General features: G+C 67.9%; 14 protein-coding genes and 1 tRNA gene. 10 read left to right on the top strand and 5 right to left on the bottom strand.

The genetic code is table 11. The features are described 5' to 3' along the window. Positions 1-5: 5 nt before the first annotated feature. The 4 genes from HMPREF9336_RS00335 to HMPREF9336_RS00320 all read left to right on the top strand — a co-directional run bounded on the left by HMPREF9336_RS00335 (position 6) and on the right by HMPREF9336_RS00320 (position 3,860). Positions 6-821: a hypothetical protein gene (locus tag HMPREF9336_RS00335; RefSeq protein ID WP_007472432.1), complete on the top strand. Its 816-nt coding sequence runs from the start codon at positions 6-8 to the stop codon at positions 819-821. Positions 822-1,079: 258 nt separating this feature from the next. After that, complete coding sequence (trxB, locus tag HMPREF9336_RS00330) at positions 1,080-2,042, top strand: thioredoxin-disulfide reductase (protein WP_007472434.1); 963 nt, start codon at positions 1,080-1,082, stop codon at positions 2,040-2,042. Positions 2,043-2,089: 47 nt separating this feature from the next. Then, the gene (trxA, locus tag HMPREF9336_RS00325) at positions 2,090-2,419 is read left to right on the top strand and encodes a thioredoxin (RefSeq protein WP_007472436.1); all 330 of its coding nucleotides are present in this window, start codon (positions 2,090-2,092) and stop codon (positions 2,417-2,419) included. Positions 2,420-2,630: 211 nt separating this feature from the next. Then, positions 2,631-3,860 carry an N-acetylmuramoyl-L-alanine amidase gene (locus HMPREF9336_RS00320; protein WP_007472438.1) on the top strand — a complete coding sequence of 410 codons (1,230 nt, stop codon included), beginning with the start codon at positions 2,631-2,633 and terminating at the stop codon, positions 3,858-3,860. A 21-nt stretch (positions 3,861-3,881) separates the two neighbouring features. Here the strand turns inward: HMPREF9336_RS00320 and HMPREF9336_RS00315 are convergent, their stop codons facing one another. Together HMPREF9336_RS00315 and HMPREF9336_RS00310 are read right to left on the bottom strand one after the other, a co-directional pair. After that, positions 3,882-5,105 carry an ArsB/NhaD family transporter gene (locus HMPREF9336_RS00315; RefSeq protein ID WP_007472440.1) on the bottom strand — a complete coding sequence of 408 codons (1,224 nt, stop codon included), beginning with the start codon at positions 5,103-5,105 and terminating at the stop codon, positions 3,882-3,884. 108 nt (positions 5,106-5,213) lie between these two features. Beyond that, positions 5,214-5,936 carry a DUF2334 domain-containing protein gene (locus tag HMPREF9336_RS00310; protein WP_007472443.1) on the bottom strand — a complete coding sequence of 241 codons (723 nt, stop codon included), beginning with the start codon at positions 5,934-5,936 and terminating at the stop codon, positions 5,214-5,216. 290 nt (positions 5,937-6,226) lie between these two features. Between HMPREF9336_RS00310 and HMPREF9336_RS00305 the strand changes: the two genes are divergently transcribed. Together HMPREF9336_RS00305 and HMPREF9336_RS00300 are read left to right on the top strand one after the other, a co-directional pair. Next, a complete protein-coding gene (locus tag HMPREF9336_RS00305; protein WP_021029842.1) occupies positions 6,227-6,556 on the top strand; it encodes a hypothetical protein in 330 nt (109 codons plus the stop codon). A 99-nt stretch (positions 6,557-6,655) separates the two neighbouring features. After that, positions 6,656-6,731: transfer RNA gene (locus HMPREF9336_RS00300), tRNA-Lys, on the top strand. A 128-nt stretch (positions 6,732-6,859) separates the two neighbouring features. Here the strand turns inward: HMPREF9336_RS00300 and HMPREF9336_RS00295 are convergent. Genes HMPREF9336_RS00295 through HMPREF9336_RS00285 form a run of 3 tightly spaced genes read right to left on the bottom strand, consistent with a single transcriptional unit; the run spans position 6,860 to position 10,106 of the window. Beyond that, positions 6,860-8,368: an aldehyde dehydrogenase family protein gene (locus tag HMPREF9336_RS00295; protein WP_007472448.1), complete on the bottom strand. Its 1,509-nt coding sequence runs from the start codon at positions 8,366-8,368 to the stop codon at positions 6,860-6,862. Next, a complete protein-coding gene (locus tag HMPREF9336_RS00290) occupies positions 8,365-9,219 on the bottom strand; it encodes an SDR family oxidoreductase (RefSeq protein WP_007472449.1) in 855 nt (284 codons plus the stop codon). Before HMPREF9336_RS00290 ends, HMPREF9336_RS00295 begins: the two co-directional genes overlap by 4 nt. Next, a complete protein-coding gene (locus HMPREF9336_RS00285; protein ID WP_007472451.1) occupies positions 9,216-10,106 on the bottom strand; it encodes an SDR family NAD(P)-dependent oxidoreductase in 891 nt (296 codons plus the stop codon). Before HMPREF9336_RS00285 ends, HMPREF9336_RS00290 begins: the two co-directional genes overlap by 4 nt. A gap of 433 nt (positions 10,107-10,539) precedes the next feature. On the opposite strand from HMPREF9336_RS00285, the gene HMPREF9336_RS00280 reads away from it, so the two are divergent. The 4 genes from HMPREF9336_RS00280 (at position 10,540) to HMPREF9336_RS00265 (ending at position 15,196) form a co-directional block, all read left to right on the top strand. Beyond that, positions 10,540-11,202: a TetR/AcrR family transcriptional regulator gene (locus HMPREF9336_RS00280; RefSeq protein ID WP_007472453.1), complete on the top strand. Its 663-nt coding sequence runs from the start codon at positions 10,540-10,542 to the stop codon at positions 11,200-11,202. Further along, on the top strand, positions 11,199-11,438 hold the full coding sequence (locus HMPREF9336_RS00275; RefSeq protein WP_021029841.1) for a hypothetical protein: 240 nt from the start codon (positions 11,199-11,201) through the stop codon (positions 11,436-11,438). Before HMPREF9336_RS00280 ends, HMPREF9336_RS00275 begins: the two co-directional genes overlap by 4 nt. A 143-nt stretch (positions 11,439-11,581) precedes the next feature. After that, entirely contained in the window at positions 11,582-13,621 is a 2,040-nt protein-coding gene (locus HMPREF9336_RS00270) for an outer membrane protein assembly factor BamB family protein (RefSeq protein WP_051357091.1), read from the top strand. A 648-nt stretch (positions 13,622-14,269) separates the two neighbouring features. Next, positions 14,270-15,196 (top strand): alpha/beta hydrolase family protein, encoded by a 927-nt coding sequence (locus HMPREF9336_RS00265; protein ID WP_007472457.1) that lies wholly within the window; start codon positions 14,270-14,272, stop codon positions 15,194-15,196. The last annotated feature ends 380 nt before the right edge of the window (positions 15,197-15,576 follow it).

The raw sequence follows: 15,576 nt of genomic DNA, 5'->3' as shown, positions 1-15,576 counted from the left end.
GAACTATGCCGACGAGCGATCTGCCGGGGAACAACCTTGGCGATGGTCTCATGGGGAAGGCTGGTTTCCCAAGTTCCCAATTGTCCGTCGAGACGTTGGCCTTATTGCACGTGGACGCGCTGGAGGGGACGGAGCGCGACCAGGTGAAAGCCGCCGCCGCCGTTGATCCTGCCGCACAGGCGGTCCTCGCCGGGCTCGACATGGTGTGCGAGCAATTGCGCAGGCTCGACCAGGTGAGCGCGCCTTCGGAGCCGATGCCGGAATTCGTGGCGCGCCGGTTGGACCGCGAGCTGGCGAAGCTGGGCGGAGCTGTGGACGGTCAGCGTCGCAGGTGGGCCGCCGCCGCGAGCGTCGGCAGCGTCGCAGCGGCGGCCGCTGTGCTCTCGCTGGTCACCTATGTCGCATGGCCCCGGTCGGAGCAGAGCGCGCAGCAGCCCGCGCAGCAAGCGAAACCGTCGCCCATGACGCAAGAGGCGGTCAAAGACCGGAACGAAGCCTTGATCGTCGACAGACGTTTCAAAATCGACCGGAAAGACTTCAGCGCGCTGCTCAGCTCGGGCGGCTCCTTCAAAGACCTCGGGCCGCTGTCGGACGACGCGACTCGGGCGGACTGCCTCGTGGCGAACGGATTCCCCTCGAACCAGCAGCTCGTGGCGGCTGGCCGGATCAAGCGGGACGACAAAGAGGGCATCTTCATGATGATCCCGACGCCGTCGCGGATGCAGGGGGGCGCTCCGGAGATGACCGTCCTCGTCGTCGGCGTCGAATGCCGTGCCGGAGTGCCGGCGACCCTTTCGAAGCAAGTCCTCAGTAGGAACTAAGCGCTGCCCAGCGCGCGATCTCCTGCGTTATCGGCCGCTCGCGTGCCTGTTCCGCTGACGCTCCGCTTCCGCACGCACGCGTCCTTCCGCCTTGGATCGCATCGCGCTGGCCGAGCGGGGTCGAGGGTCGGTGCGCTTTGTGGGCCATCCGTCTGGATCGGCGGGGTTTCGAGGTGGTCGCCTTGCGGGGAGGCTCGGCCGGCGGGCTCCACTAGACTGAAGGGGAATAACCCTTGTCCGCGCTATGTTGGAGGCTGCATGCCAGAGACGCTTGAGAACCTGATCATCATCGGGTCCGGCCCCGCCGGATACACCGCTGCTGTCTACGCGGCTCGAGCGCAGCTGAATCCGCTGGTCTTCGAGGGGACGCAATTCGGCGGGTCGCTCATGACCACCACCGAGGTGGAGAACTTCCCCGGCTTCCAGGAGGGCATCCAGGGGCCGGATCTGATGCTGGAGATGCGCGCGCAGGCCGAGCGGTTCGGCGCGCGGCTGGAGACCAAGGACGTTGAGCGGGTCGAGCTGGACGGCGAGCGCAAGCTCGTGCACGTGGACGGCGAGGTGCACGCGGCCCGCGCGGTGATCCTCGCGATGGGGGCCGCGCCGCGCTACCTTGGCGCGGAGGGCGAGCAGGAGCTGCTCGGCCGGGGCGTGAGCTCCTGCGCCACCTGCGACGGCTTCTTCTTCAAAGACCAAGACATCGCGGTCGTCGGCGGCGGCGACTCGGCGATGGAGGAGGCGACGTTCCTCACCCGCTTCGCGAAGTCGGTGACCGTCGTCCATCGGCGCGCGGAGTTCCGCGCCTCGAAAATCATGCTGGAGCGGGCCAAGGAGAACCCGAAGATCAAATTCGTCCTCGGCGCTTCGGTGGGCCGGGTGCTCGGCTCGAACTCGGTGACCGGGGTCGAGCTGGTGGACTCCGTGAGCGGCGAGACTTCCGAACTGCCCGTGACCGGACTCTTCGTCGCCATCGGGCACGACCCCAGGGCCGAGCTGGTCGTCGGCCAGGTCGACCAGGACCCTGACGGCTACGTCCTGGTCCAGTCCCCGTCCTCGCAGACCTCCCTGCCTGGCGTGTTCGCCGCCGGAGACCTCGTGGACCGCAATTACCGCCAGGCCATCACCGCCGCGGGTTCGGGCTGTGTCGCAGCCATCGACGCGGAGCGGTGGCTCGCCCACCACGCGGCGGCCTCCGAGCCCGCGTTCTCGGCGCAGGCTTGACCCAAGACGACTCACCGCCACAAAGGCAAAAAGAAAGGTATCCAGCCATGGCTGACTCTGAATCCTCGACGTTGACCGTCACCGACAGCTCCTTCGCCCAAGACGTGCTTGCCAGCGAGCAGCCCGTCCTGGTGGACTTCTGGGCCTCGTGGTGCGGACCATGCCGAATGGTCGCCCCGGTCCTCGAAGAGATCGCGAAAGAGCAGGCGGGCAAGCTCGTGGTGGCGAAACTCGACGTGGACGCGAACCCCAAGACGAGCACGAAGTACGAAATCGGCTCGATCCCGAACTTGATCCTGTTCAAGAACGGCGAGCCGGTCAAGCAGATCGTCGGAGCGAAGCCGAAGGCCGCCATTTTGCGCGAACTGGGCCTGTAAAACAGCTGGGCCCCAGGCGGCCCGCTGCGCGCCGACCGCCCATGCGAGGCTCCTTCCCGGCGAAGACCCGCCTCGGTTGCGGGCGGGTCACGGCGGGGGAGCTTCTTCGTCGCGGATACCGCAGCTCAGCGGATTCGCTGGCCGACGGTGATTGGCTTATGCTTACAGTTGTTGTGCAGCAGACGCTCGAACCGAAAGGCTTCTGACGAGAATGGTGTTCCTCCGCAGAGGCGATATTGGCCCCGAGGTGATCGCTGTCCGCGCAGTCTTGGAAGAGCTGGGCTTCTTGCACAGCAGGAACGGATCGGCGAACCCGAACCTGGCCTCGGCGACCGCCGCGCGGACGGAGTTCGGGTCTGTGGCTTCGGCGAACGGCTCGGAAACGAAGGTGGAAGCGCTCTTCGACGCGGAGCTCGACCTGGCCGTCCGGGCGTTCCAGCAGCACAGAGGCATGTTGGTGGACGGGATCGTGGGGCCCGCGACCTCGCAATGCCTGCGGGAGGCCTCCTTCCGGCTCGGCGCGCGGGTCACCAGCTACCAGCCCAGCGCCCCCATGGTCGGCGACGACGTGGCGGATCTGCAAGCGCGATTGCACGACCTCGGCTTCTACATGGGCCTCGTGGACGGCTATTTCGGCCCGAAGACGCATAACGGCCTGGTGAGCTACCAGCGCGAGTTCGGCTTGACTCCGGACGGGATCTGCGGTCCCGCGACGCTGCGCTCGTTGAACTTCCTCGGCTCCCGTGTGACCGGCGGCTCCGCGCACGAGCTGCACGAACGCGAAGTGATGCGGATGTCCGGGCCGAGGCTGGAGGGCAAGCGCATCGTCATCGACCCGGGTTGCGGAGCGGAGGCTCCAGGGCTGGTGGTGATGGGCTCGCACGGGCCGACCAGCGAGGCCGACGTCCTTTGGGATCTCGCCACCCGGTTGGAGGGCCGGATGGTGGCGACCGGGATGGAGGCCGGTTTCTCGCGCTCCCACGCGAACAGCCCGACGGACGAGGAGCGGGCGCAGACCGCGAACGCGTACGCGGCGGACATCGTGCTCGCGTTGCGCTGCGCGACGCAGGAGAGCCCGCTCGCGAACGGCGTCGCGTGCTTCCATTTCGGCAATGCGCTCGGGTACACCTCGGCGGTCGGCCGCCAGCTCGCGGAATTGATCCAACGCGAACTCGTGGCGCGGACGCCGCTGCGGGACTGCCGGACGCACGGGCGGACCTGGCCGATCCTTCGGGCGACCAAGATGCCCTGCGTGCAGGTCAACATCGGGTACCTCAGCAACCCCGCCGACCGGGCGTTCCTCTCCGAGCCGAGCGGGCGCGACATCATCGCAGAGGGCATTTTGGTCGCGGTCAAGCGCCTGTACCTGCTCGGCAGGGGCGACTCGCCCACCGGGTCGCTCACCTTCGAGGACCTACTCCTGCACGAGCAGCGGGCCTGACCCCCGGTTTCGCGCGCGATCTCAGCGGAGGCCGAGGAGCGATCCGTCGAACCACGTCGCTTCGAGCCACAGCGCGAGGACGGCGACGAGCAAAGTCGCGGGCGTGGTGGCCAGGCCCAATGCGGTGTAGCGGCCCAGTCGCGGGCGCACGCCCCGGTCGTGGAGCACGCTTCGCCACAGGAGCGTGGCGAGCGAGCCGACATAAGTGAGGTTCGGACCGAGGTTCACGCCGATGAGGACGGCGAAGACCGCCGCAGGGGGCAAGTGGTGGACTGCGGGCAGAAGGATGAGCAGCGCCGGGAGGTTGTTCACCAGGTTCGACAGCGCGGCGCCCGCGAACGCGAGGGCGAGCAGGGCGGGCAAGCCCGATCCTTCGGGCAAAAGCCTCGTCACGATCTCGCCGAGCCCGTTGTCCACGACGGCCCTGACCACCAGCGCGAGCGCGAGGACGAACACGAGGAACTGCGGCTGCGCCGAGCGCAGCATGTCGACGGCGGTGGTCTCGCCCCGGCGCAGGGCTCGCAGGCCGAGGACTGCGGCCCCGGCGAAGGCGGCCAAGGCGGGGTTCGCCCCGACGAGCCCCGCGAGCGCGAACCCCGCCAAAGTCGCGGCCAAGACGACCAACGCGAACCGGGGAGCAGGTTGTGCCGGCTCGGACGGGGCCGCGAGTTCGCAGGGCTCGTCCAGCTCGGCCGCGAAGAACCAGCGGAACACGAGAAGCTCGACCGCGATGGCGAGCAGACAGGGGAGCGCCATGACCAGCGTGAACGTCGTGAACGAGAGCCCGAGCGCGGCGAACGCCAGCAGGTTGGTCAGGTTCGAGACCGGCAGCAGCAGCGACGCGGTGTTGGCCAGATGCGCGCAGGCGTACAGCGACGGCTCGGCCTTGGTCTTCAGCTGGTTCGCGGCGACGAGCACCACCGGGGTGAGCAGCACGACGGTCGCGTCGAGGCTCAGGACGGCGGTGGTGGCGGACGCGAGGACGAAGACCGAGGCGAGCAGCGTGAAACCCGTGGTGCTCTTTCGGGCCAGCAGCGATCCCGCCGAGGCGAACAGGCCTTCTGCCTCGCAAAGCCGGGCCAGCACGAGCACGGCGGCCAAAAAGAGCACGACCGGAAGGATCTCGCGCGCCGTGGCGAGGGCGGCGTGCGCCGGGACCAGACTCGCGGCGAGCGCGCCGAGGCACAAAGGAATCGCGACTATGAGCGTCCGGCTGCGGACAGGCCGGAGCGCGAAAGCCAGCATCGCGAGCAACAGCAGCAGCGAACTGCACTCGCGCGCGGCAGCGCTCAGCGGAGAAGGCCTAGCATTGAGTTCCCGCGCATGGCCGCAATCTTACGGGCGCCGCCCCGCTCAGGCGGCCCCGGTGACCAACGAGTTCAGCACGGCTCCGTGCGGCGGGCGCGGGCCCGCCGCACCCGCCTCCTTGGCCGGGATGCCGTAGCGGACCGGGCGCAGGCCGCGCTCCAGCGCCAGATCGAGCGCTTCGAAGAAGAGCCCTCGCACGCTCTGGGTGTCGAGGTGTTTCCCGGAGATCGCGAGCTGGGCGAGCTCGCCTCGGCGGTCGCTGCGCCACGCCCAGAAGCTGACCACGCGGCGCTGCCATGACTCGTATTTGGGCCGGGGCGCGAAAAGCCTCGCCGGACGAACGGTCTGCGTGGCCACGTCAAGGATGGAGTCGGCGCGGATGAGCTGGTGGAAGCCCAACCCGGACAGCACGGCCTGGGCTCCGGGGGAGGCCGCCCATTCCGGCGGGGCGAACAACCTTGTGCGCAGGCCAAGGTGGTCCATCATCCGATCGGCGGCGACGAGCCGCAGCCTGGCTTCGTATTCGGGGAGGGCGGCGAATTCCGCTTTGCGTCGTTTCGTCGCGGCCTGGTCGTAGCCGTGCAGCGCGACCGCGTCGCCCCGGTCCCGCCGCTCGCGGAGCCAATCGGCGGTGGCGGAGTCCTTGGCGAGCTTGTACTTGCCCGGAAGTTTCGGCGCGACGAGAAGCGACAGCGGGATCCCTTGCGCGTCCAGCCGCTCGGCGAAGGCCCGCGCTCGGTCGAGGGTGACGTCGCGGATGCCGGACATAGAGACAACGAGCTCCGCCGAGCCGCCGAGGCTTTCCGGCTCGTGGGGCCCAGGGGCTTCTGTTGCGTTCGAGGGGGGCGGAGGCTCCTGCTCCTCATCCATGCCCTTTATGGTGCCGGAACGAGGTGTCGGCGGCGCTGCTGCGACATGGCCGACTGGCCAGCGCGAGATGAACACGTGACGAAGCGCGCAGGCTGGGCTCCGTCGGCGCAGACGGGGCGCGCGCGTGCGCTATGCTGTGCGCCACCCCTGCGGCGGTTTGGTGGCGCGGGTCGAGAAGGAGGGTTTCGATGAGATTTGCGGCATTGGCGATGGGCTTGGCCGGGTTGAGCGGGCTCGGCGCGTCTCCTGCGTCCGCCGACGGCGAGGTGCGCGCGTATTGCATCTGGGACATCGACCATTTCGGGCCGGACGGCCAGGTGCAGAGCTTCGAGACCTTCACAAGCGACGGCGAGGGCGCCACCGAGGAGGAGGCCATCGCCGACGCGAAAGCCCATGCGGGGGCGCCTGCGTGGGACTGCCACATCGCGAAGGGGTCCGCGCGCGAGGCGGCGCGGCCGGACGCTGGCCGGGCTGACGCGGACGACGCGGACGCAGACCAGGAGGACGACGTCGCCTAGGCTCCGCCGCCCGTCGGCCCCGGGGAAGGCCGGCGGGAAGCCGCTGGCGAAAGTCGGGGCTTATACGGTATCCTTGACCACTGCGCCGCAGGCGCGCCTGCTCCTTTAGCTCAGTCGGTAGAGCTACGGACTTTTAATCCGCAGGTCCTCGGTTCGAGCCCGAGAGGGAGCACCAACGAGCGGTTTCTGAAACTCGGGACCGTCTCATCCGAAACTTAAAAATGTCTCTGAGGCGCTATTTCCCTGTGCGGCGGAACTCCTCGGCGGCGCCCCACAGCTCGTCATGCGAAGCGGACTGCGACTTCACCGCCAGAGCCGCCGAGCCAGGCCCCGACCGCCGATCAGCCGCCCGATGCGATGCACGATCGCGCCGCGCAATGCGCTGTACGGGTACCAAGTGGGCTCGCTGCGCGGTTGGATCCGAGCGGTCACGATCGCTTGCGGACGGCAGTACTTGCGCAGAGCGCCCGCCCCGTTCCTCACCCCGAGGCCGGATTCGCGGCATCCGGCCTGCTGCAATGCGAGCGTGAACAGATTCGCGAAGACGTCGTTGATGTTGACGGCTCCGACGTCGAGTCGCCGAGCCACCCGCTCGGCGCGGCGGCGATCTGCGGTGAACACGGTCGCCGACAATCCATAACGCGAGTCGTTGACGAGCGCGACGGCCTCGTCTTCCGTGTCGATCCGCATCACGGGGAGCAGCGGGCCGAAGGTCTCCTCGCGCATGCAGTCCATCGAATGGTCAACATCGACCAGCACGGTCGGCGGATAATAGCGGCCGTCCGCGTCCCTGTCTCGGGCCGTTGGGCCGCCGACCGTCGCGACCGCTCCTCGGCTGAGGGCTTCTTCGACCTGCGCGGCGACGATCTGCCGCTGCTCGCTCGTCGCGAGCGGCCCGACATCAGCGCGGTAGGACTGGTCGTCTTGGCCGACGCGCAGCGCCCGAGCCTTCTCGCTGACCAGCGCGACGAATTGGTCGTAGACGTCCGTGTGCGCGTAGACGCGCTCGACCGACACGCACATCTGGCCGGCGTTGGCCATCGCCCCCCAGACCGCCGCGTTGGCCGCCCGTTCGATGTTCGCGTCCTCAAGAACAAGCAGGGCGTCTTTTCCACCCAGCTCCAACCCGCATGGGATCAGCCGGGCCGCCGCGCGCTGGGCGATGGCACGCCCGATTCTGTCGGATCCGGTGAACTGCACATAGTCGACTTGCTCGACGACGGCCGCGCCAGTGGCCCCGGCCCCGGTGACCGCCGCGAACACGGGAGGCGCCCCGATCTCCGTCCAGCCCCGCACAGCCGCGCGCACCGTCAAAGGGGTGTGCTCGGAGGGCTTGACGACCACACTCGCGCCCGCCAGCAATGCTGGGACCGCGTCGAGCAACGACAATCCCAGCGGAAAATTCCACGGTGTGATCACGCCGACGACGGGGTAGGGCCGCCACACCAGGAGCTGGGTCTTCGTGATCGCCAACAAACTGTGCCGTCTGAGCCGCTGGTCGCGCAACTGGCCGGGAGCCAAGGCCGAGTAATAGTTGATGGCCTGGACGGCATAGGGGATCTCGAGGTTGGCCTCCGCCCACGGTTTGCCGGTTTCGCTCTGCAGCAGGCGCGCGAGTTCGGTCTCATGGTCGAGAAGCCAGTCGCGGTACTTGCGCAGCCAGCGCGCGCGCTGGCTCGCTGTGAGCGCCGCCCAGCGCGAAGCGGCTGAGCGCAAGCCTCGGACGACCTCGTCGACCTCGGCGGCCGACATGTCCGGAACCTGGCCTAGCGCTCGGCCGTCCGTCGGGGAGATCACGTCGATCAAGCTCATCCTCGGGCACCGGTGATCCGGCGGTGGTAGAGCTCCCTGGCCGCCGGGTCCACAGCGGTGAACGCAGTGTCGAGGCGGGCCGCGTGTTCGACCCATTCGCGGAGGCCCGATGGCAGCAGGTCCAAGATCCCGAGCGCTCCGCCGAGCAGTCGTGGCACGACGACTTTATCGCGGCCTCTGGCCACGGCCCCGACGACCGAGGACGCGACGTCGTTGGGCCCCACCTCGCTCATCGGCCGCGCCCAACGCGGCGTGCCGCTGCCTGCCGACAACTCGGTGCGGACCAATCCTGGAAGCACCACCGTGACGCCGGTCGTCGATCCGGCGAGTTCTTTGCGCAGCGCCTCGGAGAAACCGACCACCGCATGTTTGGTGGCGCAATAGGTGGCCACGCCTCGGTGCGTGCTCACCCCTGCCAAGGAGGCGATATTGACGATCCGGCCGCCCCGGTCAGCGAAGCGGCGAACGGCGAGCTTCGACCCGATGAGCACGCCGGTGAGATTGATGGCGACCATGCGGTCGGTCATCGTGTCGTCTTCGTCGGCGAACAAGCCTGTCGGCATGATCCCCGCGTTGTTCACCACGACGCCCAACTGCCCGAGCTGTGCCTCGGCCGCGTCGAGGAACTTGGCGAACGACGTTCGGTCAGTGACGTCCAACGGCAGGCCGCGCACCTCGCCTCCGGTCTCCCGCGCTAATTGCGCAGCGGCTTCTTCGACCCGGCCTCCATCGATATCGCCGAGGGCGACGCTGGCTCCTGCCTTCGCGAACGCCCTGCCGGTGGCGTAGCCGATACCGCGCGCGCCGCCAGTGATCGCGACCGTTGTGCGGATTGTGTGGCGCGATGTCATCGGCCCACCTCCTTTCGTCCGGCCCCGCTGTCGTTCGCGGGAGCTTGCTCGACCAGTTGCCGCCGTTCGGCGGCAGTCATCGCCGTTATCGCGGGGTGTCGCTCGAGAACCCTGTCTGCGGCGATCGCCAAGGGGCGCAAGTCCAAAAGCGCGGGCACCCACCACGGCGCGCACACCCGACGGGAGCGCCGCTCGACTCCGAGCACGATCGCGTCGCTGGCGCGCCGGACCGGGATCGGGGTTGCGAGGGCTTTGGGGAACGTCGCCAGCACAGCGCCGAGGCCGGACTGTGTCAGATCCCGCGCGAGGCCGGTCTCGACCAGGCCGAAATACGCGATGCCGACGCGTATGCCGGTCTGGCGCAGCTCGATGCGGAGCGCTCGCGAGAACGCCTCCACCCCTGCTTTGGACGCCACGTACGCGCTGATGGTCGGTCCTGGGATGACGGCGGCGATCGAGGAGACGGCCAGGATGTAACCGCCCCCGGCGAGATGCGGCAGCATCGCGGCGACCGTGCGGTAGACCCCGAACAGGTTGACCTCGACGACCCGCTCGAAATCCCCAGGGCGGAGGGCGGCGACCGAAGCGGGCCGCCCGACCACGCCCGCGTTGGCGACGACCGCGTCGATCCTCCCGAAACGCGCGGCGGCGGCCGAGGCCGCGGCGCGGATCGACTCGTCCACCGTGACATCGCCGAAGAAGGCGGCGGCCCTCGGGCCGAGCTCCTCCGCCAGGCGGCAGACCGCCTCCTCGTCCCGGTCGACGAGGGCGACTGCCGCGCCACGGGCGATGAGGCCGCGCGCGACCTCGGCCCCGATGCCGTTCCCGGCCCCGGTGACGACGACGGCCTGATCGTGCAGCTGCGGCAGGGCGCGGGAAATCAACACGGGCTCAGCTCCTTATCCACATGTGCCGACGAGTCGTCTGCGTCCATCGGGGTTTCCTTTCTCGGGTCTTCTCTGATCGGCCGTCTCTTTCCCCGAACCGCGCTATGGAAAACGTGCCCATGAGCTGGGCATGTTGCGCAGCGAACGCGGATGGTGCCCGCATGCGCTCGGTCGACCAGCTGACGCGCGTCCTCCAAAGGAGATCGCGCGCCCGATCCCCGAGAACCCCGCGCCGATGACCGACACCGCGTGGTCCGGCGACGCGGCAGGCCGCGTCGCGCCCCGCCGCTGCAGTACTCTCCATCTCTCGTCCTCGAAAATGTGTCGATAGTTACACCAACTGACTTAGGCTACAAAGTAAACACTTTTCGTTTCTTTGTCAATGAATTGATATCGTCGCATCGACGGCGCTGGTCATAGCTACGATCAAGAGATGGTTTCCACGCGCCCGAAGGCCTCCGCCGAGCCGAGCACTGCCGAGCGCATCCTGGACGGCGCGTTGCGCGCCGCAGAACAGCACGGGCTGCGGCGGCTGACCATGGACCTCATCGCCAAGCACGCGGGTCTCGCCAGAGTGACGATTTACGGCCACTACCCGAACAAAGACGCCATCGTCGCCGCTGTGGTCGGCCGCGAGCTGGAGCACATCATGGGAGTCCTCGCCACGATGGTCGCCCCTGCCGCCGAGCATGCCGAGCCCGCCGAGCGATTCACCGAGGTGTTCGTCTGCGGATACGAGTGGCTGCGCGACAACGCGCTGCTGCAGCGGCTCATCCGGACCGAGCCGGAGACGATCTTGCCCTACGTCGCATACGACAGCCCCTACCTCGCCCTGGGTCGCTCGCAAGTGGCGGGCTGGTTGACGGTCATCTTCACCGGAGCAGAGGGCGCGACGCCTCCTGCGGCCTTCCAGGACGCCGCCGAGCTGGTCGTCCGGGTCGTCCAGTCGCTGATCCTCAGCCCCGCCTCGCTCCACGACCTCACCAAGGCCGAAGGCGTGCGCGACATCGCCAAACGTTGGCTGATGCCCGTTATTGAGAACGCCGCGACGTCCGTCGCGGTGACTGCGAAAGCAGACCCTGCGCAATACGCATGACCTGGATTTCGCTGCTGCCGAAGCGCGCAACAGCCTCCATCGCCACCTCGGTCGCCGCGAAAGCCAACGGCGGGGACGAGGGGTCGGTGGACGTCGAGGGCGGCAAGGTCCGCCACGCGGACTTCACGGTGGACGGGACCGCGTGGATGTGGGAGCCCACCTCCACCGGCGGCGCGCCAGACCCGACTGTCGCGAAGAACGGCAAGACCTACGCCGTCGCGGGAGCCGTCCGCTAGCTCAAGGGCTACACCAAGCTCGACGGCGGCACTTTCACCGCGACCTGCCCCGACTAGCCGCTGCTGCTCGACCCCCCATGTCAGTTTTCAGCAGGGCGGGGCGGGGCGGTGTTTCTTGGGTCTGGTTCTGCGATGATCGCAGGATGACGGTGAGCAAGGATTCTGAGGCGGCTCCGGGGACTGGCGGGCCTGGCGGGGGCGGACTGCGGGGGGCGTGGACCGCGTTGGCGGTGTTCGGGGCGGCGGTCGCGGCCTTCGCCGCGTTGGTCGGGGCATACAGTTTGTGGTTCGCGTCGAGGCCTTTGTGGGCGTACGACCACGACGAGCCCCGTCAGCAGTTGAGCGATTCTGAGCGCTACCAGCTGGGGCTCTCGCACACGCTCGCCGTGGTCGCGCTCTCGGTCGGCGGGGGGCTTTTCGCCTCTGCCGTCTGGTGGTGGGCGAAGGCGAGGAGGAGGGCGCAGTCGGATCCCTCGGCCAAGAACGCGTCGACGCTGCCGTGGTGGGTCGCGTTCCTGTCGTTCTGGGGCCTGGTGCTCTGGTGGCCCTCCACGGGGTCGGAGGATTGGCGCGGCGGCTCGCGGTGGGGGTCGGCGGTCCCGGCGGCTGCGGCCAAAGTGCTGTCGCGTTCGTACGCGGCGGAGCAGGCTCCGACGGCGATCGCGGCGGCGGGGTTGGTCCTTCTCGGGCTTGTGGCCGCCGTCGCGGCGCTTCGGGGCTGGAGCCGTCCTGCCTTCGGCAAGTTCCCCGTCGCGGTCGGCCTCGTGCTGGCGCTCGTGGCTTCGGGCGCGGCGTTCGCCGCCGCGCTGCGCCTCGGCGACGATTCTCGCTACACGGACACGGCCACTGCCCCTCCTGCGGGCGCGGTCGCGCCCGTTCCTTCGGTCTTCGGCCCGGAGGCGTACCGGCTGGCGTTCCCCTCGGGCCGCTACGGCAACGTCGTGGACGTCGCGGTCGCGGGCCCCGGGTTCGTCGTCGCGACCAGGAAGGGGCTAGTCGCCTACGACGGGCGTGTCGGCGCGGAGCGCTGGCACTATCTGCGCAAGCCCGGCGGCGGCCAAGACTTGAGCTATTGGGGCAATTCGTTGAAGGTGTACGACCACGGCAGGGTCGTGGTCGCGAGCTTCGGCGAGATGACCGCCGCGTTCGAAGCCGACACCGGGAAGCTCTTGTGGACGGGCTCGCAGTTCTTCCTCGGCGGCGGCGCCCACAAGCAGGGCCGAGGCTTTAGCACGCGGACGGGCTCCGGCGAGACGTTCTCCCCCTCGATCCTCGAGCACCCCGCGGGGGAGCCGGACGACTGGCCGCTCCTCAGGCTCGACGACCCGGACGGCTACGCGGCGTACGACCCGTGGACGGGGGCGCTCGTCTGGAAACAGGTCGTGGATCCCCGTTGCAGGCCGCTCGAGGCCGTCCCGGTGCGGGACGCGGTCGTCGAAGTCCGCAGCTGCCGCGACGGGAGCGCGGAGAACTACTCGATCATCGCCCGCGACCCCAAAACCGGGGCCGTCTCGCACGAGCAGCCTCTCGGGAGCGTCGAGGCCCTGCCCGGCGACGGGGCCCGATACCACTCGATCACCCTGCTCTACTACGCCGAGGGGAACCTCGCCCGCCTCGTCCTGGACCGCTATCCGGAGAAGGACGGGCCCGCCGAGCGCGGACTGCGGCGGAACGTGGTGTTCGACGCGTCCGACGGCGCTCTCACGGACGTGCCGGACAGCCGCTACTCGAGCGTGTACTGCGCGGACCCCGAGACGGCGACCATGGTCGCCACGCTTTACAACCGCCCGCCCAAAGGCGACTACACCACCGCGCTCGTCGGCCAGAAAGACCCCGATGTGGTCTGGGAGATCCCAGGGGACGCCGCCGACGAGCTCTACAGGTGCGAGTTTCTCGGACAACAGATCATCAGCCACTCGCAGACACGCGCCGACCCCGCGAGCCCATGGCGGGACCAGATCGTCTCGGTGGACCGGAAGACCGGCGCGGTCATAGGGGTCCAAGAGCTCCCGGCCCAACCGGACCCCTCGCGCACCTCCCTGCTCGTCGTGCCGGGCGCGACCCTGGTCGTCACCCGCAGCGGCAAGACCGTGAACAACGACTACCGGCAGCAGGAAGACGACGTCTACCTCGACGACCGCCTCCTGAGCACCAACACCGTCATCACAGCCCACAGCGGGTGAACGGCGCGCCCCTGAGCCGTCCCCGGTTGCCCGGACTGTCCTTTCGGGACCATGCCACCGCCGAGGGCCGGACACCAGAGACCCTTTTGGAGTTCCAGAGGCAACTCTCTGGAATCTCGCCACGGATCGCCACCACGACCAGCATCCCCGATCCGCTCGCAAAACTTCTCACTCGAAGGTTTCACGTGAATCCTTGCCCCGGACGGGGGGCTGCTCTCTCGGCGGCGAGGCGGGCCGCTGGGGTTGTGGCATGGCTCCGCGCGTCTCTTGCTGGTTTGCCGCAGGGCTCGCGAGGGCGCTTCGGTCGTCAGTCGTCCCGAACCCGAACAGCGGCGGAGCGCATGCCTGGAAGCGTTGCGCGATGAGGAATTCTGCCACAAATTCTTGTTGGCAAAAGTGCGGGAACCGTTGTTAGCGGCCTTCGATTCTGCCCTGCTAGAGTGGTGATCGTCAGTGTCTTGAGGAATGCTTTCGCCTCGAGACATTGACACGACGAAATTATTACCGCGTCCTTTTATTGCGGCACGGCTTGAGGGAAAAGAGGATTTCTCTCCCGCAGGACGCGTCGATATTTAAGTAGGGCGAACATTATGTCCGGCGGTCAAACGGCGAACGGGACATGATGTTCAGTTATGGAGGAAGGTATTCATGCCTGAGAAAGTCGATGAAATCGACCAGGTCGTCAAACAATTGGCAGCCACGTTCGGCCGCCCGATTCGGTCCCCGATCCTGCATTGGCCGAACGAGCTCGGCCTCGAGTACGAGACGGTGACCTTCCCTTCCGAGGACGGGGTTCCGCTCGACGCTTGGTTCATCCCGTGCAAGGGCTCGAACAAGATTGCCATCGCGAACCACCCCATCTGGCACAACCGGTACGGGCTGCCCGCGCACCTCGAGCCGTGGAAGCAGATCGGCGCGGCAGGCGGCAATGACTTCGAGGTCAACTTCATGGCCGACTACAAGCACCTGCACGACGCGGGCTACAACGTCCTGACGTACGACATGCGCAACTTCGGGCACAGCGGCATCGGCAACGGCGGGACCGGCAGCAACGGGATCTTCGAGTCCCGCGACGTGATCGGTTCGATCAACTACGTGCGCTCCCGGCCCGACACCAAGGACATGACGGTGGTCCTGTTCAGCCGGTGTTGCGGCATGAACGCAACGTTCATCGCGCACGACCGCCGCCCGGAGGTGTTCGAGGGCATTCGCGCCATCGTCTCGCCCCAGCCGGTGTCCTTGCGCCCGTTCTACGAGCGGATCACGGAGATCCTCGGGATCACCGACCGGCTCGACGACATCGACCGCGAGATCCAGCTCATCACGAGCTTCAAGCTCGACGACATGTCGCCGATCCCGTACGCGAAGAGCATGACGATCCCGACGTTCTTGGTCCAGGTCCGACAGGACGCGTTGACCAAAGAGAGCGACGTGCAGACGATTTACGACAGCATTCCGACCAGCGACAAGAAGCTGTTCTGGATCGAGGGCTCGACTCGGCGCTGGGACGGGTACAATTACTTCCCGAACAATCCTGAGCAGCTGATCGACTGGTTCGACAAGCACACCGCTTAATTAGGAAAAGGCGGCTCCCCAGGTTTTGCCAGGGGAGCCGCCTTTTTCTTTTGCCACATGCTCCCCGGCGATAGAGCGTAAAGCTCGGGATGGATTCCCCTCCCCGGATACGCAGAAGGCGCAGCCAGTCGTGGAGAGGATCGGAGCAATACAAGCGTATTGCTCGCGTCGGAGGGGCGCCGGGGGGCTTGCGGGTGTGGACGCGCGGCGCTCGCTGTCCGGCCATCGGCCCGACATGGCGACCGCCGTCGGCCCCGACGCGCTCGCGAAGGGCGGCATTCTGCCGTGTCGCAGAGATTCCTCGCCCCCGGGGGGAAGCGGCGTGAACCGACCGGTATATGTTGGATCATCCGGTTTATTGAATCGCGAGAACGCGAAGA

Origin of the sequence: Segniliparus rugosus ATCC BAA-974 (assembly GCF_000185725.2) — a bacterium.
GTDB classification, from domain to species: domain Bacteria; phylum Actinomycetota; class Actinomycetes; order Mycobacteriales; family Mycobacteriaceae; genus Segniliparus; species Segniliparus rugosus.
Note: the sequence above shows the minus strand (reverse complement) of the source record. Positions and strands in the feature narration are given on the sequence as shown.